Annotated in this window: 22 protein-coding genes; 11 read left to right on the top strand and 11 right to left on the bottom strand. The window is 71.4% G+C overall.

All coding sequences use genetic code 11. The features are described from left to right. Positions 1 to 91 precede the first annotated feature (91 nt). The 6 genes from K7787_RS07185 (at position 92) to K7787_RS07160 (ending at position 3,316) form a co-directional block, all read left to right on the top strand. Positions 92 to 934: a helix-turn-helix domain-containing protein gene (locus K7787_RS07185; protein ID WP_223000934.1), complete on the top strand. Its 843-nt coding sequence runs from the start codon at positions 92 to 94 to the stop codon at positions 932 to 934. Beyond that, positions 931 to 1,140 carry a DUF397 domain-containing protein gene (locus K7787_RS07180; RefSeq protein ID WP_223000874.1) on the top strand — a complete coding sequence of 70 codons (210 nt, stop codon included), beginning with the start codon at positions 931 to 933 and terminating at the stop codon, positions 1,138 to 1,140. Before K7787_RS07185 ends, K7787_RS07180 begins: the two co-directional genes overlap by 4 nt. After that, positions 1,140 to 1,337 (top strand): DUF397 domain-containing protein, encoded by a 198-nt coding sequence (locus tag K7787_RS07175; RefSeq protein WP_223000873.1) that lies wholly within the window; start codon positions 1,140 to 1,142, stop codon positions 1,335 to 1,337. Before K7787_RS07180 ends, K7787_RS07175 begins: the two co-directional genes overlap by 1 nt. Positions 1,338 to 1,432: 95 nt before the next feature. Next, entirely contained in the window at positions 1,433 to 2,050 is a 618-nt protein-coding gene (locus K7787_RS07170; RefSeq protein WP_223000872.1) for a histidine phosphatase family protein, read from the top strand. A gap of 112 nt (positions 2,051 to 2,162) precedes the next feature. Then, positions 2,163 to 2,822, top strand: coding sequence for a hypothetical protein (locus K7787_RS07165; RefSeq protein WP_223000871.1), 660 nt, complete (start codon positions 2,163 to 2,165; stop codon positions 2,820 to 2,822). A gap of 71 nt (positions 2,823 to 2,893) precedes the next feature. Further along, positions 2,894 to 3,316 (top strand): acyl-CoA thioesterase, encoded by a 423-nt coding sequence (locus K7787_RS07160; RefSeq protein ID WP_223000870.1) that lies wholly within the window; start codon positions 2,894 to 2,896, stop codon positions 3,314 to 3,316. A gap of 78 nt (positions 3,317 to 3,394) precedes the next feature. On the opposite strand, the gene K7787_RS07155 is transcribed toward K7787_RS07160, so the two are convergent. From K7787_RS07155 to K7787_RS07120, 8 genes are all read right to left on the bottom strand, one after another. Beyond that, the gene (locus K7787_RS07155; protein WP_223000933.1) at positions 3,395 to 4,723 is read right to left on the bottom strand and encodes a nucleobase:cation symporter-2 family protein; all 1,329 of its coding nucleotides are present in this window, start codon (positions 4,721 to 4,723) and stop codon (positions 3,395 to 3,397) included. A gap of 322 nt (positions 4,724 to 5,045) precedes the next feature. After that, positions 5,046 to 6,431 carry an 8-oxoguanine deaminase gene (locus tag K7787_RS07150; RefSeq protein ID WP_009191365.1) on the bottom strand — a complete coding sequence of 462 codons (1,386 nt, stop codon included), beginning with the start codon at positions 6,429 to 6,431 and terminating at the stop codon, positions 5,046 to 5,048. A 66-nt stretch (positions 6,432 to 6,497) separates the two neighbouring features. After that, positions 6,498 to 7,910, bottom strand: a complete 1,413-nt coding sequence (locus K7787_RS07145) for a nucleobase:cation symporter-2 family protein (RefSeq protein ID WP_009191364.1) — start codon at positions 7,908 to 7,910, stop codon at positions 6,498 to 6,500. 64 nt (positions 7,911 to 7,974) lie between these two features. After that, positions 7,975 to 8,910, bottom strand: coding sequence for a factor-independent urate hydroxylase (gene pucL, locus K7787_RS07140; protein ID WP_009191363.1), 936 nt, complete (start codon positions 8,908 to 8,910; stop codon positions 7,975 to 7,977). Between the two features lie 7 nt (positions 8,911 to 8,917). Further along, entirely contained in the window at positions 8,918 to 9,319 is a 402-nt protein-coding gene (uraH, locus tag K7787_RS07135) for a hydroxyisourate hydrolase (RefSeq protein WP_223000869.1), read from the bottom strand. A gap of 90 nt (positions 9,320 to 9,409) precedes the next feature. Beyond that, positions 9,410 to 9,919: a 2-oxo-4-hydroxy-4-carboxy-5-ureidoimidazoline decarboxylase gene (gene uraD, locus K7787_RS07130; protein ID WP_019985034.1), complete on the bottom strand. Its 510-nt coding sequence runs from the start codon at positions 9,917 to 9,919 to the stop codon at positions 9,410 to 9,412. 166 nt (positions 9,920 to 10,085) lie between these two features. Beyond that, positions 10,086 to 10,448: a helix-turn-helix domain-containing protein gene (locus K7787_RS07125; protein ID WP_009191361.1), complete on the bottom strand. Its 363-nt coding sequence runs from the start codon at positions 10,446 to 10,448 to the stop codon at positions 10,086 to 10,088. Continuing rightward, the gene (locus tag K7787_RS07120; protein ID WP_009191360.1) at positions 10,445 to 10,696 is read right to left on the bottom strand and encodes a YkoF family thiamine-binding protein; all 252 of its coding nucleotides are present in this window, start codon (positions 10,694 to 10,696) and stop codon (positions 10,445 to 10,447) included. The genes K7787_RS07125 and K7787_RS07120 overlap by 4 nt, the downstream gene beginning before the upstream one ends. Positions 10,697 to 10,864: 168 nt before the next feature. On the opposite strand from K7787_RS07120, the gene K7787_RS07115 reads away from it, so the two are divergent. From K7787_RS07115 to K7787_RS07100, 4 genes are all read left to right on the top strand, one after another. Next, positions 10,865 to 11,704 (top strand): TIM barrel protein, encoded by an 840-nt coding sequence (locus K7787_RS07115; protein WP_223000868.1) that lies wholly within the window; start codon positions 10,865 to 10,867, stop codon positions 11,702 to 11,704. 144 nt (positions 11,705 to 11,848) lie between these two features. Then, positions 11,849 to 12,739, top strand: a complete 891-nt coding sequence (locus K7787_RS07110; protein WP_223000867.1) for a 2-hydroxy-3-oxopropionate reductase — start codon at positions 11,849 to 11,851, stop codon at positions 12,737 to 12,739. A gap of 241 nt (positions 12,740 to 12,980) precedes the next feature. Continuing rightward, the gene (locus K7787_RS07105) at positions 12,981 to 14,444 is read left to right on the top strand and encodes a catalase (RefSeq protein WP_019985030.1); all 1,464 of its coding nucleotides are present in this window, start codon (positions 12,981 to 12,983) and stop codon (positions 14,442 to 14,444) included. Between the two features lie 528 nt (positions 14,445 to 14,972). Beyond that, entirely contained in the window at positions 14,973 to 15,209 is a 237-nt protein-coding gene (locus K7787_RS07100) for a hypothetical protein (RefSeq protein ID WP_223000866.1), read from the top strand. Between the two features lie 432 nt (positions 15,210 to 15,641). Here K7787_RS07100 and gcl read toward each other — a convergent pair whose 3' ends face one another. From gcl to K7787_RS07085, 3 genes are all read right to left on the bottom strand, one after another. After that, positions 15,642 to 17,426, bottom strand: coding sequence for a glyoxylate carboligase (gene gcl, locus K7787_RS07095; protein ID WP_009191355.1), 1,785 nt, complete (start codon positions 17,424 to 17,426; stop codon positions 15,642 to 15,644). A gap of 426 nt (positions 17,427 to 17,852) precedes the next feature. Continuing rightward, a complete protein-coding gene (locus tag K7787_RS07090) occupies positions 17,853 to 19,490 on the bottom strand; it encodes an AMP-binding protein (RefSeq protein WP_223000865.1) in 1,638 nt (545 codons plus the stop codon). Further along, the gene (locus tag K7787_RS07085) at positions 19,487 to 21,160 is read right to left on the bottom strand and encodes an AMP-binding protein (protein ID WP_009191353.1); all 1,674 of its coding nucleotides are present in this window, start codon (positions 21,158 to 21,160) and stop codon (positions 19,487 to 19,489) included. The genes K7787_RS07090 and K7787_RS07085 overlap by 4 nt, the downstream gene beginning before the upstream one ends. Before the next feature lie 135 nt (positions 21,161 to 21,295). Here K7787_RS07085 and K7787_RS07080 point away from each other — a divergent pair, with 135 nt between their 5' ends. Further along, positions 21,296 to 22,156 (top strand): helix-turn-helix transcriptional regulator, encoded by an 861-nt coding sequence (locus K7787_RS07080; RefSeq protein WP_223000864.1) that lies wholly within the window; start codon positions 21,296 to 21,298, stop codon positions 22,154 to 22,156. Positions 22,157 to 22,225: the final 69 nt, after the last annotated feature.

Genomic DNA, 22,225 nt, shown 5'->3' with positions numbered 1-22,225 from the left:
CCGGGTCTGTACGGGCAGCGCCGCGTTACGCCGCGGATCGGCGGGGAGTTGGGATCGGGCAAGGTACGGGAGGTGTCGGAGCGTGGGTGCGATGGAGTTCGGCGACGCGATGGAAGCGGGCTGGGACGATGAGGAGTCGGCGGCGGTCCTCCGGACGGTCGGCAGGATCATCAAGAAGTTCCGCGAGCGCGCGGGGCTGACCCAGGCCGAGCTGGGCGCGGCCATCGGTTACAGCGAGGAACAGGTCTCCTCGGTGGAGCGGGGGCGGCGGGCGCCGAGTGAGCAGTTCCTCGGTGAGGCTGATCGGGTACTCGGTGCAGGCGGGCTCATCCTTGAGTTGCTGAAGGACGTAGAAGAAGCTCGGTTCCCGAAGAAGGTGCGGGACGTAAAAAAGTTGGAGGCGGAGGCCATCGAGATGGGATCGTACGAGACCTCCGTCATCGACGGGCTCCTCCAGACTCCCGATTATGCCCGCGCCCTGTACGAGGCGCGTCGGCCCCCGCTACCTGAGGAGGAGTTGGAGCGGCAGGTCGCCGCCCGACTCGCCCGCCAGCAGATCATCGAGTGCTCGACCGCGAAGCCCGTCTGCAATTTCGTTCAGGACGAGGCGACCCTGCGGCGACCCATCGGGGGCAGAATGGTGATGCGTGACCAACTCGAACGCCTGTTGGAAGTAGGGCATGCCCGCCACATCGACATTCAGGTACTGCCGTTGGGTTGTGAGGACAACGCTGGTCTCGCGGGCTCGTTCCGTCTGCTGCGTCTCAAGAACGGCAAGACGGTGGGGCTGAACGAAGTCCAGCTCATCAGCCGTGTGATCTCGGACCCGAGGGAGGTCCAGATCCTTGAGATGCGCTATGGGATCATCCGGGCGCAGGCTCTCACGCCCCGTAGATCGCGGGACTTCATCAAGAAAGTGCTGGAAGAGACATGACCGCGAAGCCCTCGGCCGAGAGAAGTAGCGAACTCGCTTGGTTCAAGAGCAGCTACAGCACCAACGACGGCCCCTCGTGCGTCGAGGTCGCCTACGCACCCAAGACCATCCACGTGCGCGACTCCAAGTCCATGCAAGGCCCGCAGCTCGCCTTTCACCCCCACCAGTGGACCACCTTCATCGAGAACGTCGGAGGACTCATCTGATGTCAGCTCACTCGTCCGAGCCCACCCTGAACTGGTTCAAGAGCAGCTACAGCACCAACGACGGCCCCGAGTGCGTAGAGGTCGCCCACACCCCCCGGACCGTCCACGTCCGTGACTCCAAGGACACGCGCCGTCCCCACCTCGCCTTCGCCCCGGAGGGGTGGGCCGCGTTCCTTCCCTACGCCGCCGAGTGCTGAAACGCCCCTACCGGCCGTACGGCGCAGTCCCGGCTGCGGGGGTACCCGGCACGTGACAGGGTGTCTTCGGCGACGTCAGGGAAGGAACAGCGCACGTGGGTGACCTCTTTCTCGTCCGGCACGGGGAGACCGAGTGGTCGCGCTCCGGGCGGCACACCGGCTGCACGGACGTGCCGCTCACCGAGCACGGCCGCGAGGAGGCCCGGCGGCTCGTGCCGCTGATCCGCTCGCACCGCATCGGCGCGGCCTTCGTCAGCCCGTTGCTGCGGGCGCGGGAGACGGCCGAGCTGATCGGCGTGCACGACGCGCGCGTCGACGCGGATCTGCACGAGTGGGACTACGGCGGCTACGAGGGCGTCACCACGCCCGAGATCCAGCGGACGCGGCCGGGCTGGTTCCTGTTCACGGACGGGGTGGCGCCGGGTCCGCCGGAACATCCCGGAGAGTCCGTGGAGCAGGTCGGCGAGCGGGCCGACCGGATGCTGGCGAAGGTGGATGCCGCGTTCGCCAACACGGAAGGCGTCGTGCTGCTGGTCGCGCACGGCCACTTCCTCCGGGTGCTCACCGCGCGGCGGCTCGGTCTGCCGCCGTCGGCGGGCGCGCTGTTCCAGCTGGCCACGGGGACCGTGTGCCGGCTGGGCACCGAGCACGACCGGCCGGTGATCGCGGGCTGGAACATCCGGCCCCCCGCACCGGTCGAGACCTCGGACTGACGGCCGGCTCCCGGGGCGTTGTCAGACCCGGGTCGTAGCCTTCTGAGTGGGTCGGGAGAACTTTCCCGGCCCACTCGTCCATGCTGCTGCGGCCACGGGGAGGGAGGACGCCGTGACACGACCGCCCACGGCGGCGCAGCGCCGTGTCATCGACGCGGCCGACCCGGTGACCGGGCGGCTGCGCGGCACCCCGGCGCAGCTCGACGCGCTGGTCAAGCGGGGGCTCGCGTTCCGGCACCCGCGCCCGCCGCACGACCACTTCCTCACCCCGGCCGGACACCGGATACGGGAGGCGGAGCCCGAGCCGGACGGCTCCGCCGCCGCCACGGACGCGGCCACCGCCCCTGAGGACGCTTCCGGCGGGGTCTTCGCCGCCCGCGTCGGGGGCGAGGACCGGGCGGCGTCTCCGCACGGCGACCCCGCCCGCGTCCGCGAGGTGCACAGCGCCTGGCAGGGGCTGCTGGAGCTGCGGCGGATGACCAATCCGGACGGCAGCCCGGACCGCCCGTGCGGGTGGGAGCGTACGCATCTGGTGCGGGCCGCCGCGCTGGCCCTGGAGGCGGCCGGGTGCCGTCCCGCCGGACCGGACGGGGACGACGGGTACCGGGTGCGGGCGACCGCGCAGCCGGAGGCGGTCGCCGTGTACGGCCCGGACGGCGAGGCGCTGCGGGCGTGCGGGGCCGCGCTGGAGCGGGCGGGGTGGCAGGCCGGGGAGTACACCGAGCCGCGGACCCGGGCCAGGTATCTGCTGGCGTCCCCGCGCCGGGTGTGACCGGCGTGCCAGGATCGGGGGCGAGTGACATCGGGGGGAATCGACATGCGAGACGCTGCGAAGGGGATGCCGTGAGCGAGCCGTTTTCCGTGCGGGTGACCGTGCGGGGGTACGAGACCGATACGCAGGGCCACGTCAATCAGGCCGTGTACCTCAACTACGCGGAGCACGCCCGCTGGTCGCTGCTCGAAGCGGCCGGGATCACCCAGACCGGGCTGGTCGCGCGGGGCGTGGGTCCGGTGGCGCTGGAGACCACGATCCGCTACCGCAGGGAGCTGCTGGCGGGCGACGAGATCGACATCACCTGCGCGTTCTCGTGGGCGGGCGGCAAGACGTTCCGCATCGAGCAGACGGTCCGCAAGACCGACGGCACGGTGGCCGCCGAGATCACCGCCGTCGGCGGCCTGCTGGACCTGAAGACGCGCAAGCTGGTCGCCGCTCCCCAGGAGCACTTCAAGGAACTCGCCGCCGACCCGGGCCTGTTCGGCCTGTAGAGCGGCGTACGGGACGCGGGAAAGGGGTACGGCCCGGTGGTCGCCGGGCCGTACCCCTCAAGGCTTCCGCGGGTGCCCTCAGTGCACGACGGCGATCTCCTCGCCCGCCTCCATGGGGTGGGTGACGTCCCGTTCCTCCTTGCGGGACTTGCCGAGGTGGTTGAAGACCAGGTTCAGGACGACGGCGGCGACGCAGCCGGTGGAGATGCCGGAGTCCAGGACGATCCGGGCCGTCTCCGGGAAGGCGTGGTAGAACTCCGGGACGGTGATCGGGATGACGCCGACGGCCAGGGAGACGGCCACGATCAGGACGTTGTTGTCCTTGTCGAGGCCGGCCCGGGCCAGGGTCTGGATGCCGCTGGCGGCGACCGACCCGAACAGCACCACGCCCGCGCCGCCGAGCACCGGGCGCGGGACGACGGCGATCAGCGAGGCCGCCATCGGGCACAGGCCCATCAGGACCAGGAAGCCGCCGCCGAAGGCGACGACGAAGCGGCTGCGGATGCGGGTCATGGCCACCAGGCCGATGTTCTGTGCGAAGGCGCTGCACATGAAGCCGTTGAACAGGGGGCTGAGGGCGGAGCCGAGGGTGTCGGCGCGCAGGCCCGCCTTGATGGTGTCCTCGTTCGCGGGGCGTTCGACGACCTCGCCGAGGGCGAGCATGTCGGCGGTGGACTCGGTCATGGAGACCACCATCACCACGCACATCGACACGATCGCCGCGATGTGGAACTGCGGCGCGCCGAAGTGGAACGGGGTGGGGAAGCCGACCACGTCGGCGTCGGCGACCGGGCCGAAGTCGGTGACGCCGAAGGGTATCGCGATGATCGTGCCGGCGATCAGGCCGAGCAGGACGGCGATCTGCTTGACGAAGCCGCGGGTGAAGCGGCGCAGCAGCAGAACGATGACGAGGGTGATGCCGGCCAGGGTGAGGAATTTCGCGGAGCCGTAGTCGTGTGCGGCCGGGTTCGGGCCTTGTGCCCAGCCGAAGGCGACGGGCAGCAGGGAGACGCCGATCAGGGTGATGACGGTGCCGGTGACCACGGGCGGGAAGAAGCGGACCGCCTTGCAGAAGACGGGTGCGGCCAGGAAGCCGAGGAGGCCGGCGACGATGACCGCGCCGAAGATGATCGGCAGCGCGTCGGACTTGTCCTTGGTGGAGGCGACGATCGCGGTCATGGGGGCGACGCCGGCGAAGGTGACGCCGTTGACGAAGGGCAGCCGGGCGCCGATCTTCCAGATGCCCAGCGTCTGCAGGAAGGTGGCGAGACCGGCCGTGAACAGGCAGGCTCCGGTGAGGAAGGTCAGTTCGGTGCCGGACAGGCCGACGGCCGCGCCGACGATCAGGGGCGGGGCGACCACACCCGCGTACATGGCGGCCACGTGCTGCAGGCCGCTGGTCGCCATTTTGAGCGGGGGGAGTTTCTCGTCGACGGGGTGGGTGGACTCGGCTGGCTGTCGTGCCTCATCGCGGGACGCGGGGTGAGTGGCCACGGCTGCTCCTCCGGTCGGTTAACACGTCTGCTGACGTGGGTGTCAGGGAGGTGGTGCGTGTGGTCGTGCGGGACCGGGGGCGGGTCTTGGAGGCGACCCTCGGGGGGTGGCGAACGGACACCGTCCCGGGGCGCGCGCGTCCGCGCGCGCCCCGGAGCCGGCCGCCGTGGACCCCGCTCGGGTCCGCGGCTACCGGTCGGGGGCCGTCCCCCCCGACCGGAGTTCTCGGAGCGGGTCAGCGCTGGGCGGCGACCCTGGCCAGGCGCTGGGCCTCGGTGCGGGTGGCGTGGGCGATGGCGTCCTCGTCGGCGTGCAGCAGTCGGCCGTCGGCGACGATCTGGCGGCCGTCGACGAAGGACGCGGTGACCGGGGCCGCCGCGCCGAAGACGAGCGCGGTCACCGGGTCGGCGATCGACGCGTGGGCGAGGGTGTCCATCTTCCACAGCACCAGGTCGGCGAGCTTGCCGGCCTCCAGCGAGCCGGTCTGCTCGGCCCGCCCGAGGACCTGCGCGCCGCCGTAGGTGCCCAGGCGCAGCGCCTGACGGGCGTTCAGGGCGGCCTCGCGGTGCGCGCCGAGGCGGTTGATCAGCAGGGCGTTGCGCAGTTCGGTGTGGAGTTCGCCGGACTCGTTGGAGGCGGTGCCGTCCACGCCGAGGCCGACCGGGACGCCGGCCGCCAGCATGTCGGGGACCCGCGCGATGCCGGCCGCCAGGCGGGCGTTGGAGGACGGGCAGTGGGCGACGCCGGTCTTCGTGCGGGCGAAGGCGGCGATGTCGCTGTCGTTCATGTGGACGCAGTGCGCCATCCACACGTCCTCGCCCAGCCAGCCCGTGGACTCGAAGTAGTCGGTGGGGCCCATGCCGAACAGCTCGTGGCAGAACTTCTCCTCCTCGACCGTCTCCGAGCCGTGGGTGTGCAGCCGTACGCCGAGACGGCGGGCCAGCTCCGCGCCCTCGCGCATCAGTTCGGTGGAGACGGAGAACGGGGAGCAGGGGGCGACGGCCACCTGGGTCATGGCGTCGAAGGAGGCGTCGTGGTGCTTCCTGACGGTCTCCTCGGTGGCGGCGAGCGCGCCCTCCAGCGTCTCGACGGCGAAGTCCGGGGGCAGGCCGCCGTCCTTCTCGCTGCGGTCCATCGACCCGCGGGCCAGGGTGAAGCGGACGCCCATCTCGCGGGCGGCGCGGATCACGGCCCCGGACAGGTCGCCGGAGCCCTGCGGGAAGACGTAGTGGTGGTCCATGGCGGTGGTGACGCCGCCGCGGGCCATCATCGCCAGCGAGCCCTGGGCCGCGGCGTACACCATCTCCTCGTCGATGCGCGCCCAGGTGGGGTAGAGCGCGACGAGCCAGTTGAACAGGTTGTGGTCGGTGGCCAGGCCCCGGGTGATCCACTGGTAGAAGTGGTGGTGGGTGTTGATCAGACCGGGCGTGACCAGATGGCCGCTCGCGTCGATCCGGCGTTCCACGCCCGCCAGGTTCTCGGGGGCCCGGCCGGCGCCGACGGACTCGATCCTGTTGCCCGCGATGACGAGGTGGCCGAAGGCGTACTCGGTGTCGTTCGCGTCCACGGTCGCGATCGAACAGTTCTCGATGACGATGCGCTGGGCTGCCGATGGTGCCATTGCGCTTCCTTGTCTTTCAGTGGCGGCCCGTGGCCGGAGGGACCACGGGGAGGGCACGGCAGGACCCTAGGAGGATTTGAGTGCCGGGGCCGCGGTGCGGCTCCGGGTGCCGAGATGGTGGAAGAACAGGTTGAGCAGGACCGCGACGATCGCGCCGGCGCTGATCCCGGAGCCGAGGACGGTCTGCGCCCACGCCGGGAACTCGGCGTAGAAGGTCGGTGCGGCCAGCGGGATGATGCCCGCGCCGAGGGCGACGGCCACCAGGATGATGTTGGAGCTGTCGTCGAGGCCCGCCTCGGACAGGGTGCGGATGCCGCTGACGGCGATCGAGCCGAACAGCACGATGCCCGCGCCGCCGAGGACCGGCATGGGCACCAGGGAGACGACCGCGCCGAGCACCGGGAAGGCGCCGAGGACCAGCAGGGCGCCGCCGGCGACGGCGACGACGTAGCGGCTGCGCACCCGGGTGAGCGAGACGACGCCGACGTTCTGGGCGAAGGCGGAGGTGGGGAAGCCGCCGAAGACGGGGCCGAGCAGGGTGGCGATGCCGTCGGTGCGCAGGCCGCGGGTGATGGTGCGGGCGTCCGCGCGGCGGTCGCAGATCTCGCCGAGGGCGAGCATCCCGGCGCTGGACTCGGTCATCAGCACCAGCATCACGATGCACAGCGACAGGATGGCCGCGGGCTGGAACTCGGGGGCGCCGAAGGCGAACGGGGTGGGCAGCGCGGCCACGGGCGCGGACCGGATGCCGCTGAAGTCGGCCATGCCGAACGGGATCGCGGCCAGCGTGCCGACCAACAGGCCGAAGAGCAGAGCGACTTGTTTGACGAAGCCCTTGCCGAAACGCTGGATCAGCAGGATGACGGCGAGGGTGAAGCCGGCGAGCGCGAGGTTGCGCATCGAGCCGAAGTCGGCGGCGGTCTTGTCGCCGCCCTGCGCCCAGCCGACGGGCACGGGCATCAGGGTGACGCCGATGAGCGTGATGACCACGCCGGTGACCAGCGGCGGGAAGAATCTGAGGAGCCGTCCGAAGAACGGTCCGATGGCGAGGCAGAAGACGCCGGCGACCATCACCGCGCCGTAGATGGCGGGGAGTTGGTGTCCCGTGGAGTTGGTCTCGGCGATGGCGAGGATGGGCGCGATGCCGGCCGAGGAGGCGGCGTTCACGAAGGGCAGGCGATTGCCGACCAGTCCCTTGACGCCGATGGTCTGCAGGATGGTGGCCACGCCCGCGATGAGCAGCGAGGCGGCGATCAGCCGGGTGCGGGCCGCGATGTCGAGGCCGCAGGCCTGGCCGATGATGAGCGGAGGAGTGACGACGCCCGCGTACATGGCGGCGATGTGCTGGAGCGCGGCGGGGACGAGCCGCGAGGGGTGGAGCTTCTCGTCCACCGGGTGCACGGACGTGACGGCGTCCTCGGTGTGCACCGGCGGGGTGGAACAGGAGCCTTTCGCCGGCTCCGTTGCAGGCTGTGCCATGGTGTTCCCTCCGGTGTGGCGCGCCACCGGCCCGGGCGGCCGGGCCGGTGGCGCGCGTCCCGCGTCAGAGGTTGGTCATGTCGACCGGGATGAGTTGTTCGGCGCCGTCGCGCAGGATGGTGGCCTCGATCAGGCCGTAGGGGCGGTCGGCGGCGTAGTACACGGCGCCGTCCTTGGCCTCGTTGTCGATCCCGAAGGGCGACAGGTCCGAGCGGAAGTGGTGCTTGTTGGGCATCGAGAAGCGGATCTCGTCCACCTCGTCACGGGAGTTGAGCACCCGGACGCCCATCTCGAACAGGGTCTGCTGCAGCGAGTACGAGTAGGTCTCGGCGAACGCCTGCAGCGCGTGCTTGCGCACCCCGTTGTAGGAGCGCTCCCAGTCGGGGGCGTGCGAGTCGATGCCGTCCCAGTTGTGCCGCCACCAGGTGGAGACGGTGGTGGCGAGGATGCGGTCGTGGTCCTCCTGGAGGGTGGTGTACTTGTCCTTGAGGAAGCCGAAGAACTCGGAGTTGGTCGAGTTCAGGACGGTGAGGTCCTTGAAGCCGGAGAGCACCTGGATGCCGTGGCCGTCGTAGGTGATCTGCGCGACCCGGGTCTCCTGGCCCGTGCGGACGAAGGAGTGGGCGATCTCCTCGGCGCCGACGAAGCGGGCGCCGCCCTTGGAGGTCTCGATCCGCTCCCAGCCGTACTCCTCGACGCGGATGCGGGCCCGGTGGATGGGCTCGTTGTTGTCCACGAAGTGGCGGGCGAGCTTGACGCCGAAGTCCTCGGCGCTCTGGATCCCGTGCTCCTTGGCGAAGGCGAAGACCGTGTTCTTGGTGGTGTCGGTCGGCAGGACGTTGGCGTTGGAGCCGCTGCGGTGGACCTCCTCCATGTCGCCGGAGAGGGCGACGGAGACGTTCAGGTCCTTGATGTGGTGCGTGTCGCCGTCACGCGTGATCTTGACTACGCGGTTCTCTGCCTTGCCGTACTGGTTCTGTCCCAGGACGAAACGGGTCATGTGTCGGTCAGCTCCCTCGGTAAACGGAGTAGCCGAACGGGTTGAGCAGCAGCGGAACGTGGTAGTGCTCCCCGGGCACCACCGCGAAGGTGATGGTGACCTCGGGGAAGAACACCGGCCGGCCGTTCTCGCTGTCCCGGAGCGCGGGGGCGTCCTGCTGGGCCGCGGCTTGTTTCTTGGCGAAGTACGGCTCGGTCTCGAAGTCGAGCCGCACGTGGGTGGTGCCCTCCGGCAGGGCCGGAAGGTCCTTGCACCGCCCGTCCGCGTCGGTGGCGGACCCGCCGAGCGCCTGCCAGTCCGCCTCCCGCCCCGAGCGGGCGGAGAGGCGGACGGCGACGGCCTCGGCGGGGCGGCCGACGCTGGTGTCCAGGATGTGCGTGGACACGGAGGCGGTGGTCTCGGTGCTCATGGTTTCCTCTTCGGGCGTCGTCGAGCGGGTGTCGAGGCCGCCGGGCGGGCCCGGCGTCCCCGGTCCGGCCCGGTCGTCATCGAGCGGGGCTCAGGCGTCTTCGAGCAGCCGCCCGAGCCGGATACGGTTGATCTTCCCCAGTTCGGTGCGGACGATCTCCCTCTCCTGCTCGGGCGAGTTGCCGATCCGCTCCTTGACCGCGTCCCGCATCTGCTCGCCGGTCCGGCCGGTGGCGCAGATGAGGAAGACATGGCCGAACTTGTCCTGGTAGGCCAGGTTGAGTTCGAGCATCTCGGCCTTCAGGTCCTCGGACGCCCCGGCCATGCCGCTCTGTTCGCGGGCGGAGGTCGGGTCGCCGGGCCTCGGCCGGCCGATCGGCGGATGGCCGGCCATCGCCTCGGCCAGGTCCGCCTCCGTCAGCTCGGCCATGGCGGCGTCGCTGGCGGCGTACAGATCGTCGGCGCCGGCGTAGGGGCGGGCGGCCAGGAGCCGCTCCGCCCACGCCGTGGCGGCGCACGCCTCCAGGAGCGCGGCGCGGGCCGCGGCATCCGGGAGGGCGTTGAAGCGGGCGAGGCCCGACGGCGTGGAAGTCGTAGTCACGGGAGCCTCCGTGGCCGCGAACGGCCTTCGTGCTGAACGGGCTGCGGATAGCTAACGCTCTCCGAAACATCACGTCAACACTTTGTTGAAAATTCCGGGTAAACCCCGGAGTCGGGCCGGTTACGCCCGGCCGCGGCTTCGTCGCGCTCCTCCCGGTCGACGCCGCTCAGGCTTCTTTTTCCCGGTTGAGGTAGTTGTAGACGGTGAACCGGCTGACGCCGAGCGCGCTCGCGACGGTCTCCACGCCGTGCCGCACCGCGAAGGCGCCGCGCGCCTCCAGCACCCGGACGACCTCCTGTTTGGCCTTGCGGTCCAGCTCCGCCAGCGGCACGCCCTTGCGGCGCTCCATGGCGGCCAGGATGTGGTCGAGGGAGTCGGCGAGCTGCGGCAGGCGCACGGCGACGGCGTCCACGCCCTCCCAGGCGAGCACCACGTCGTCCAGGCCCGCCTCGTCCGGCGGCAGCAGCTCGCCGCCGATCGCGTCGACCAGCGGCTTCACGGCCGCGATGAACGGCTCCTGCCCGGTCACCTATCACCCTCCCCGATCACATTGACCTGGAGCGAGATACGGGTGGCGCCGGCCTTCAGGCTCTTGCGCAGCAGGGCGTCCACGGCGGTCAGGACCGCGTCGGCGCCCCCTTCCGCGGTGTTGCCGAACGGCCCGACGTCCACGGCGTCCAGCTCCGCCGCCTCGACCACCTCGCGGGCCACCACCGCGTGGGGCGGCGCCTCGTCCAGGTCGAAGGGTTCGGTCGTGAACTCAACTCTCAATCGCACCCGCTCAACCTAACGCGGGCGCGGTGATCAGGGGCCTTCCCGGACGGTCCGGGACGCGCGGACGGGGCTCCCCTCTTGACAAGCCGCGACTCTCACCGGCAGTCTTCCATTAAGCAGAAACGAACTTCCGCAATACGGAATAGCGATACGGAAGGGAGCGCGGCCCCGATGGGATTCGCAGACCAGCGCTTCAACGTCAACCTGTCGATCCTCTTCACGGAACTCCCGCTCCTGGAGCGCCCCGCGGCCGCCGCCGCCGCCGGCTTCACCGCGGTCGAGCTGTGGTGGCCCTGGGTCGACGCCCCCACCCCCGAGCAGTCCGCACTCGACGCGCTGAAGAAGGCGATCGAGGACGCGGGCGTCCGGCTGACCGGGCTGAACTTCTACGCCGGACAGCTGCCCGGCCCCGACCGGGGCGCCCTGTCGATCCCCGGCGAGGAGTCGGAGAGGTTCCGCGCCAACATCGACGTGGCGATCGGCTTCGCCGACTCCCTCGGCTGCACGGCGTTCAACGCGCTGTACGGCAACCGCGTCGAGGGCGTGGACCCCGCCGAGCAGGACGCGCTCGCCCTGGAGAACCTGGTGCTGGCGGCCCGCGCGGTCGGCCGGATCGGCGGCACCCTGCTGATCGAGGCGCTGAACAAGCCCGAGTCGCCGCTGTGCCCGCTGGTCAGCGCGCCCGCCGCGATCGAGGTCGTGGACAAGGTGAACGCGGCCACCGGCCTCGGCAACGCCAAGTTCCTGATGGACCTGTACCACCTGTCGATGAACGGCGAGGACCTGCCCGCGGTGATCGAGCGGTACGCGGCCAAGACCGGCCATGTGCAGATCGCGGACAACCCCGGCCGCGGCGCCCCCGGCACCGGCTCCCTCCCTCTGGAGGAGCTGCTCGACCAGCTGCGCAAGGCCGGTTACGACGGCTGGGTCGGCCTGGAGTACAAGCCGGGCGACCGGCCGAGCGCCGAGGCCTTCGACTGGCTGCCGGCCGAGGCCCGCGCGGCCCGCTGAGCAATCCGGGCCGCGGAGGACACTCCGGGCCCGTGAGCGCACCGGGTCACCGGGCGCACCCCGGGCCGATGAGCGCACTCGGGCCGCGCACAGGCCCGCCGAAGTCGCAGACGTAGCACAGCTTTTGAGAGAGGCACCCCCGTTATGAGCAACCTCCCGAAGATCGCCTGGGTCGGCCTCGGCATCATGGGCTCCCCCATGTCCGAGAACCTGATCAAGGCGGGTTACCAGGTCACCGGCTACACGCTGGAGCAGGAGAAGCTGGACCGGCTGGCCGCCGCCGGCGGCACCGCGGCCGGCTCGATCGCCGAGGCCGTCGAGGACGCCGACGTGATCATCACGATGGTGCCCGCCTCCCCCCAGGTCGAGGCCATCGCCTACGGCCCGGACGGCATCCTGGAGAACGCCAGGTCCGGCGCGCTGCTGATCGACATGTCCTCGATCACCCCGCAGACCTCGGTCGACCTGGCCAAGGCCGCCAAGGACAAGGGCGTCCGCGTGCTGGACGCCCCGGTCTCCGGCGGCGAGGCCGGCGCCATCGAGGCGGTGCTGTCCATCATGGTCGGCGGCGAGCAGGCCGACTTCGACGAGGCGAAGCCGATCTTCGACGCGCTCGGCAAGACCATCGTGCTGTGCGGTCCGCACGGCTCGGGCCAGACCGTGAAGGCCGCCAACCAGCTGATCGTCGCCGTGAACATCCAGGCGTGCGCCGAGGCCGTGGTCTTCCTGGAGAAGTCCGGCGTGGACCTCGCCGCGGCCCTGGACGTCCTCAACGGCGGCCTGGCCGGCTCGACCGTGCTGACCCGCAAGAAGGACAACTTCCTGAACCGGGACTTCAAGCCGGGCTTCCGCATCGACCTGCACCACAAGGACATGGGCATCGTCACCGACGCCGCCCGCAACGTCGGCGCCGCGCTGCCGGTGGGCGCCGTGGTCGCCCAGCTGGTCGCCTCGCTGCGCGCCCAGGGCGACGGCGGCCTGGACCACTCGGCCCTGCTGCGGGCCGTGGAGCGCCTGTCGGGCGCCCAGGTCTGACGGGACTCCTACGGGTCCCGCCCGAGAACTCCGGGCGACGCCGCCGCTGACACCTGTCCTGTCGCGCCCAGGCGGCGGCGTCGCCCGGAACCACGTGCCGCCCTGGCTCACCTGCGGCGCTCCACCGTCTCCCGGCGGCGATCGACGTTCTTCAACAAACTGTTGACGTTCCGATCGCGCCGAACCTAGGCTCCACAAAGCGGAAACAAGTTTCCGCTGCCCCTCGTACGGAAGGTCTTCGATGTCGAAGCGCGTGCTCACGACAGAGTCCGGCGCCCCGGTCGCCGACAACCAGAACTCCGCTTCCGCCGGCATCGGCGGCCCGCTCCTCCTGCAGGACCAGCACCTCCTGGAGAAGCTGGCGCGCTTCAACCGCGAGCGCATCCCGGAGCGCGTCGTGCACGCCCGCGGCTCCGGCGCCTACGGCCGCTTCGAGGTGACCGACGACGTCACCGGCTACACCCACGCCGACTTCCTCGGCGAGATCGGCAAGCGCACCGAGGTGTTCGTCCGCTTCTCCACGGTGGCCGACTCGCTCGGCGGCGCGGACGCGGTGCGCGACCCGCGCGGCTTCGCGGTGAAGTTCTACACCGAGGAGGGCAACTACGACCTCGTCGGCAACAACACCCCGGTGTTCTTCATCAAGGACCCGATCAAATTCCCCGACTTCATCCACTCCCAGAAGCGCGACCCGTTCACCGGCCGCCAGGAGCCGGACAATGTGTGGGACTTCTGGGCGCACTCCCCCGAGGCCACCCACCAGGTGACCTGGCTGATGGGCGACCGCGGCATCCCGGCGTCGTACCGCCACATGGACGGCTTCGGCTCGCACACCTACCAGTGGACGAACGAGGCCGGCGAGGCCTTCTTCGTGAAGTACCACTTCAAGACCGACCAGGGCATCCGCTGCCTGACCGGCGAGCAGGCCGCCGAGCTGGCGGGCAAGGACCCCAACTCGCACCAGACCGACCTGCTCCAGGCCATCGAGCGCGGGGTGCACCCGTCCTGGACCCTGTACGTCCAGATCATGCCGGCGGCCGAGGCGGCGAACTACCGCTTCAACCCGTTCGACCTGACCAAGGTGTGGCCGCACGCGGACTACCCGCTGCGGCGCGTGGGCCGCCTGGTGCTGGACCGCAACCCGGACAACGTGTTCGCCGAGGTCGAGCAGGCCGCGTTCTCCCCGAACAACTTCGTGCCCGGCATCGGCCCCTCGCCGGACAAGATGCTCCAGGGCCGGCTGTTCGCCTACGCCGACGCCCACCGCTACCGCCTGGGCGTCAACCACACCCAGCTCGCGGTGAACGCCCCCAGGGCCGTCCCCGGCGGCGCCGCCAACTACGGCCGCGACGGCCTGATGGCCGCCAACTCCCAGGGCCGGTACGCCAAGAACTACGAGCCGAACTCCTACGACGGCCCGGTGGAGACCGGCCGCCCGCTGTCGGCCCCGCTGCCCGTCTCCGGCCACACCGGCACGCACGAGGCCCCGCAGCACACCAAGGACGACGACTTCTTCCAGGCGGGCGAGCTGTACCGGCTGCTCGCCGAGGACGCCAAGGAGCGTCTGGTGGCGACCATCGCCGGCGGCCTCTCGCAGGTCTCCCGCAACGACGTCGTCGAGAAGAACCTCGCACACTTCCACGCCGCCGACCCCGAGTACGGCAAGCGCGTGGAGGCGGCGGTCCGCGCCCTGCGCGAGGACTGAGCCGCACACCGCGTCCGGTGTCCTGACGGGGAGGTCGGGACCCGGACGCGCAACGCCCCGCGCGGGCGCCGGACGACCCGGATGAGGGGTGGTCGCTCCGGCACCCGCGCGGTCAGGGCGAGGACCGCGGTGGAGTGCGAGCCAGTGCGGTGGTGAAGGCTCGCGCGCAGCGCCTTCTCGACCAGAGGGAAGGCCTCGCGCGGCCGTCGCACCCACCGCGGTCCCAGCCCGGAACCCCCGCCTCGCCCCGGCGAGGCTCCTCCCCCACCCGACTCCGTCCGGCGGCGCGAATGTCCTGTCGCGCCCAGTCTCGTGCCGTCGGACGGGCACCAACCCTCACGTGATACCTCACCGGGCCGAAGAGCGCCGGATGCGGACGGTCCCGCATCCGGCGCTCTTCGGTGTGCCCGGCGCTGCTCGGCGTGCGCGGCGCTCCTCGGCGTGCGCGGGCCTTTCCGTGTGCGCGGGCTCCTGCGGCCGGCTCCGGTTCCGGGTGCGGGGCGGGCGCGCGGGCGGGAGGCTGAGGGCATGGACCACCTCACGCAGCATCCGCACATCGTGGTGCATCCGCCGGCCCTGGACGGCTCCCGGCGGGTCACCGAGGGCGACGTGACGCTCGGGCTCGCCTCCCACCTGGACGACGTGGTCGAGATCCTCCGCCTGGCCGACCTGGACCGCATCGAGGTCGAGGAGAGCGACCTCATCGAGTGGCAGGGCGGCGGCCCGGACGAGTGGCCGGGACTGTCGGAACACGAGGAGATCTGAGAGGGCCCGGGCGGGCCCGGGTCTCCGGCGGTGCCCCGGGGCGCGTACTGCATCGGGCGCAGTGCGGATACGTCATGCTCAAATCAAGCTCTGAACCCGGGCACGGGGGCTTCGGGCGGGGTGGGGAGCGGGCAGACTTCCCTCACGCGGGGCCCGTCGGCACGGGGGCGAGGGGGCCCGCGGACCACGGGCACGGGGGTACGGGGGAAGCAAGGCCCGTGGTGCACGGGGGCACGGGGGAAGCGGGGCCCGCCGGTACGGGGGCGCGGGGCCCGCTGTGCGCGCACGGCGAAGGGGTGGACCGTCCTCGGACGGTCCACCCCTTCGCGCTGTGCGGATGAACAGGTGCGCTGACGCGCTGGTGTGCCGGTGTGCCGGTGTGCTGGCGTGCCGGTGTGCTGGCGTGCCGGTGTGCTGGCGTGCCGGTGTGCGTCAGACCTTCAGCGGCTTGATCGCGGTCGGCGCGTGGCCCGGCTCGGTGGCCAGCTCCTCGAACTCCACGACGTTGCCGATGTCGTTGGTGCCCGACATGGAGATGTTGGTGACGCGCTCCAGGATCGCCTCGACCACCACCGGCACCCGGAACTCCGCTGCGAGCTTCTTGGCCTGCTCGAAGGCGGCGCCCAGCTCGGCCGGGTCGGTCACCCGGATCGCCTTGCAGCCCAGGCCCTCGGCGACCTTGACGTGGTCCACGCCGTAGACGCCCAGCTCGGGCGAGTTGACGTTCTCGAACTCCAGCTTGACCTGGAAGTCGATGTCGAACGCCCGCTGCGCCTGGCGGATCAGGCCCAGGTAGGAGTTGTTGACCAGGACGTGCACGTACGGGATCTTGTGCTGCGCACCGACGGCCAGCTCCTCCAGCATGAACTGGAAGTCGTAGTCGCCGGAGAGGGCCACGACCGGGGCGTCCGGGTCGGCCTTGGCGACGCCGAGCGCGGCCGGGACGGTCCAGCCGAGCGGGCCCGCCTGGCCGCAGTTGATCCAGTGCCGCGGCCGGTAGACGTGCAGCATCTGCGCGCCGGCGATCTGGGAGAGGCCGATGGTGGAGACATAGCGGGTCTCCGGGCCGAAGGCCTTGTTCATCTCCTCGTAGACGCGCTGCGGCTTGATCGGGATGTCGTCGAAGTGCGTACGGCGCTGGAGCGTGGCCTTCCGCTCCTGCGCGGACGCGGCCCACGCCGAGCGGTCGGGCAGCTTGCCGGCCGCCTTCAGCTCCCCCGCGACCGTCACGAACAGCTCCAGCGCGGCCTTGGCGTCGGAGGCGATGCCGTAGTCCGGGGCGAAGATCTTGCCGATCTGGGTGGGCTCGACGTCGACGTGGACGAACTTCCGGCCGGCCGTGTAGACGTCCAGTTTGCCGGTGTGGCGGTTGGCCCAGCGGTTGCCGATGCCGAGGACGAAGTCGGACTCCAGGAAGGTCGCGTTGCCGTAGCGGTGCGAGGTCTGCAGGCCGACCATGCCGGCGTTCAGCTCGTGGTCGTCGGGCAGGATGCCCCAGCCCATCAGGGTCGGCACGACCGGGACGCCGGTCAGCTCGGCGAACTCCACCAGCAGATCGGCCGCGTCGGCGTTGATGACACCGCCGCCCGCGACGATCAGCGGCCGCTCGGCGGCGGTCAGCATCGCGAGCGCCTTCTCGATCTGCGGGCGGGTCGCGGCGGGCTTGTAGACGGGCAGCGGCTCGTAGGTGTCCGGGTCGAACTCGATCTCGGTCAGCTGCACGTCGATCGGCAGGTCGATCAGGACGGGGCCGGGGCGGCCGGAGCGCATCAGGTGGAAGGCCTGCTGGAAGACGCCGGGGACCTGCGCGGCCTCCAGGACGGTGACGGCCATCTTGGTCACCGGCTTGGCGATGGAGGCGATGTCGACGGCCTGGAAGTCCTCCTTGTGGATCACGGCGGTGGGGGCCTGGCCCGTGATGCACAGGATCGGGATGGAGTCGCCGATGGCCGAGTACAGACCGGTGATCATGTCGGTGCCGGCCGGTCCGGAGGTGCCGATGCAGACGCCGATGTTGCCGGCGTGGGTGCGGGTGTAGCCCTCGGCCATGTGGGACGCGCCCTCGACATGGCGGGCGAGGGTGTGCGTGATGCCGCCGGAGGCCTTGAGCGCCGCGTAGAAGGGGTTGATCGCCGCGCCCGGCACACCGAACGCGTCGGTGACGCCCTCGCGCTTGAGGATCTCAACTGCCGCGCGGGCAGCGGTCATACGAGCCATCGAGTACTCCTGCTTCGGCTGTCTTCTGCTGTCTTCGGCTGCCGGATTCGCACGCCCGTCGCGCCCCGCGGTGAGCTTTCTCCGTACTTCCGTATAGCGGAAAGTGTTTTCTACGATCTGGAAGCAATGTAGGTGGGTGCGGAAAGGGCGTCAAGGGTGTCTCGGGCACCGGGACGGGGGCGGGCGCGGGGGGCGCGTGCGGGAGCGGCGAGCGTCCGGGAACGACGAAGGGGGCCCGCAGGCCCCCTGGAACTCGCAGACTTCCTCGACCCCGCAGACTTCCTCCGCCCCGCAGCCCCCTCCGCCCCGCGGGCCCCGGAACGCAAAGGACCCCGGCCCGTGGCCGTGTGCGCCGCCGACTGCGCACTCGGTTCCTCGGACCGGGGTCCCCCGGTTGCCCCTACCGGATACTCGTTGTCCGGCGGTTCACACCTCCTCGGGCGCCGCGTTTTCCCCGGCGCCGTACCGCTGCCTCAGTTCGATCTTGCGCACCTTCCCGGAGACCGTCATCGGGAAGGCGTCCAGGACGCTCAGCCGGCTCGGGATCTTGTAGTGCGCCAGCCGGTCCGCGCAGAACGCGCGCAGTTCCTCCAGCGTCAGCGGGTCGGCCGGGTCCAGCGGGATCACGCAGGCGAGGACCTCCTCGCCGTACTTCTCGTGCGGTACGCCGACCACCTGGACGTCGCGGATCTTGGGGTGGGCGTAGAGGAACTCCTCGATCTCGCGCGGGTAGATGTTCTCGCCGCCCCGGATGATCATGTCCTTGATCCGGCCGACGATCTCGACGTACCCGTCCTCGCGCATCACCGCGAGGTCCCCGGTGTGCATCCAGCGGCCGGCGTCGATCGCCTCGGCGGTCTTCTCCGGCTGCTCCCAGTAGCCGAGCATCACGCTGTAGCCGCGGGTGCACAACTCCCCTGCCCTGCCGCGTGGTCGGGTGACGCCGGTGGCCGGGTCGACGACCTTGACCTCCAGGTGCGGCAGCACCCGGCCGACCGTGCCGGTGCGGTGTTCGAGGTCGTCGTCCATCCGGGTCTGCAACGACACCGGCGAGGTCTCGGTCATGCCGTAGCAGATGGCGACCTCGGCCATGTGCATCTCGGCCACCACCCGCTTCATCACCTCCACCGGGCAGGGCGAGCCCGCCATGATGCCGGTGCGCAGGGTGCTCAGGTCGTACTCCGCGAAGCCGGGCAGGTTCAGCTCGGCGATGAACATGGTCGGCACGCCGTACAGCGAGGTGCAGCGCTCCCGCTGGACGGCCTCCAGCGTGGCCGCCGGATCGAAGGAGGCGGCGGGGACGACCAGGCACGCGCCGTGCGAGGTGGCCGCGAGGTTGCCCATCACCATGCCGAAGCAGTGGTAGAACGGCACCGGCACACAGACCCGGTCCTGCTCGCTGTAGGCGATCAACTCCCCCACGAAGTAGCCGTTGTTGAGGATGTTGTGGTGGGAGAGCGTGGCTCCCTTCGGGAAGCCGGTGGTGCCCGAGGTGTACTGGATGTTGATGGGGTCGTCGCAGGACAACTCGGCGGCCCGCGCGAGCAGTTCGTCGGCGCGGTCCGGGGTGTCGCGGGCGACGAACTCCGTCCAGCTCGGGTCGTCGATGTAGACGACTTCCCGCAAGTCGGGGCAGGCGTGCCGCACTTGCCCGATCATCCCCCGGTAGTCGCTGCTCTTGTGCCGCAGCGAGGCGAACAGCAGGGAGATGCCCGCCTGTTTGAGGACGTACTCGACCTCGTGCGTGCGGTAGGCGGGGTTGATGTTCACCATGATCGCGCCGATCCGGGCGGTGGCGTACTGGACCAGCACCCATTCGGCGCAGTTGACGGCCCAGATGCCCACCCGGTCGCCCTTGGCGACGCCGCTCGCCAGCAGCGCGCGGGCCAGCCGGTCCACGTCGGCGGCGAAGTCCGCGTACGTCCAGCGCCGGCCGGACGGCACGTCCACCAGCGCCTCGCGGTCGGGCCAGGCGGCGACGGCCCGGCCCAGGTTGGCGCCGATGGTGTCGCCGAGCAGGGTCGTCCCGCTCGTCCCGTGGGCGTACGACAGCTGAGCGCTCACCGGAAGTCCTCCTCGCGGTACTCGGCGTCCGAGCCGCCGGCCGTGGCCTCGCGCAGCTCGATCCGGCGGATCTTGCCCGAGACGGTCTTGGGCAGCTCCCCGAACTCCAGGCGGCGGATGCGCTTGTAGGGGGCGAGGACCTGCCGGGAGTGCTCGAAGAGCACCTTGGCCGTGTCGGGGCCGGGCTCCCAGCCCGCCGCGAGCACCACGTACGCCTTCGGGACAGCCAGCCGCAGCTCGTCCGGGGCGGGCACCACGGCCGCCTCGGCCACCGCCTCGTGCTCCAGCAGCGCGCTCTCCAGCTCGAACGGGCTGATCTTGTAGTCGGAGGCCTTGAACACATCGTCACTGCGCCCGATGTACGTCAGATATCCGTCTTCGTCCCGGGATGCGACGTCGCCCGTGCGGTAGTAGCCGCCGGCCATCGCCTCGGCGGTGCGGTCGGCGTCGCCGTGGTAGCCGGTCATCAGGCCGACCGGGCGGGCGGACAGGTCGAGCGCGATCTCGCCCTCGCGCGCGCCGGGCGCGCCGGAGACCGGGTCGAGCAGTTCGACGCGGAAGCCGGGGCTCGGCCGGCCCATGGAGCCGGTCTTCAGGACCTGGCCGGGGCTGTTGGAGACCTGCACGGCCGTCTCGGTCTGCCCGAAGCCGTCCCGGACCCGCACGCCCCAGGCCCGCCGGACCTGTTCGATGACCTCGGGGTTCAGCGGTTCGCCGGCGGCGACGACCTCGCGCGGCGGGGTGCTCAGCTGGCTCAGGTCCGCCTGGATGAGCATGCGCCACACGGTGGGCGGCGCGCAGAAGGTGGTGACGCCGGCGCGGTCCATCTCGGCCATCAGCCGGGCGGCGTCGAAGCGGGTGTAGTTGTGGATGAAGACGGTCGCCTCGGCGTTCCACGGCGCGAACAGGTTCGACCAGGCGTGCTTGGCCCAGCCGGGCGAGGAGATGTTCAGGTGCACGTCGCCGGGCTTGAGGCCGATCCAGTACATGGTGGCCAGGTGCCCGATCGGGTACGAGGTGTGGGTGTGCTCGACCAGCTTGGGGCGGGCGGTGGTGCCCGAGGTGAAGTAGAGCATCAGCGGGTCGTCGGCGAGGGTCGGGCCGTCGGGCACGAACTCGGCGGGCGCCGCGTACACGTCCTCGTACGGCTCCCAGCCCGCCACGGGCAGGCCGCCGACCGAGATCCGGGTGTAGGCGCCGGGCACGTGCTCGAACTTCGCGGTGTCCTCGGCGCGCGCGATCACATGCCTGACCCGGCCGCGCTCGACGCGGTCGCGCAGGTCGGCGGGGCCGAGCAGCGGGGTGGCGGGGATGACGACCGCGCGCAGCTTCATCGCGGCGAGCGCGGTCTCCCACAGCTCGGCCTGGTTGCCGAGCATGACGAGGACGCGGTCCTCGGGCCGCACGCCCCGGTCGCGCAGCCAGTTCGCCACCCGGTCGGAGCGCTCGGACATCTCGGCGAAGGAGAGGCGGACCTCGCCGCCGTCCTCCTCGACGATGTGCAGGGCGGTGCGGTCGTTGCCCTCGGCGACGGCGTCGAACCAGTCCAGCGCCCAGTTGAAGTGCTCCGGGCGGGGCCACTGGAAACCGGCGTACGCCGTGGCGTAGTCCTCACGGTGTTCCAGCAGGAAGTCCCGCGCCCCGCGGAAGATCTCCGTCGCCGTCGTCATCTGTCCTCCATGTGCGGTCCAGAATCCGGACCATTGCCGTGCGGCTCGGCTCCATCGTGTAATCCGTGATGCAGGTCTCACTACCCCCGAACGGGGGTGTGGTGGGGCACGGGTCCGTGACGAAGGGACGAGCGGGTGACGGCGGACGCGTCCGGGGCGGCGGAGATCCGGGGTGCGCTGGTGCGGCTGCGGCGTGCGACGGGGCTGCCCGTCGCCTTCGGCGGCCTGGTCGAACCTGGCCGCCCCCGAGTGCGGATCAGCGAGCTGACGGGCACGGCGACGCTCGCGCTGAGCGCCCTCGCGGTGGTCTCGGGCAACGGGCTCGGCGGCAAGGCGGTGGCGCTGGCCCGGCCGTGCGCGGTGACCGACTACTCGATGTCCCGGCAGATCAGCCACGAGTACGACGCGGCGGTCGCCGCGGAGGGCCTGCGGTCGGTGCTGGCGGTGCCGGTGGTGGTGCGGCGGCGGGTGCGCGGGGTGCTGTACGGCGCGCTGCGCACCGCGCAGCCGCTCGGCGACCGCACGCTGAGCGCGGCCGTGGCGGCGGCGCGGGACGTGGAGCAGGCGCTGGTGGTGCGGGAGGAGGCGCGGGCGCTGCTCGCCGCCGCCCGGCCCGGGGCCGGGACCGGGTCCGGGGCCGGGGCCGGGGAGCCCGCCGCCGGGGCGGCCTGGGAACAGGTGCGGGAGGCGCACGCGGCGCTGCGGGCGCTGGCGCCGCGGATCGCGGACCCCGCGCTGCGGGCGGAGCTGCTGTCCGCGTGCGGTCTGCTGACGGCCGCCACGCCGGAGCCGGCCGCGGCGGTACGGCTGGCGCCGCGCGAGGTGGACGTGCTGGCCTGCGTGGCCGCGGGCGCGACGAACGCGGGCGCCGCCGCCCGGCTGGGACTGAGCGCCGAGACGGTCAAGGCCTACCTCCGCTCGGCCATGCGCAAGCTCGGCGCCCACACGCGGGGCGAGGCGGTGACGGCCGCACGGCGGGCGGGGGTGCTGCCGTGAGGGGCGGGGGCGCCGTCTCCGGGGTGCGGGCCGCCGAGGGACGCCTCGGCGGGGTGGTCGGGCGCTGCG

This window comes from Streptomyces sennicomposti, from assembly GCF_019890635.1.
GTDB lineage: Bacteria > Actinomycetota > Actinomycetes > Streptomycetales > Streptomycetaceae > Streptomyces > Streptomyces sennicomposti.
Note: the sequence above shows the minus strand (reverse complement) of the source record. Positions and strands in the feature narration are given on the sequence as shown.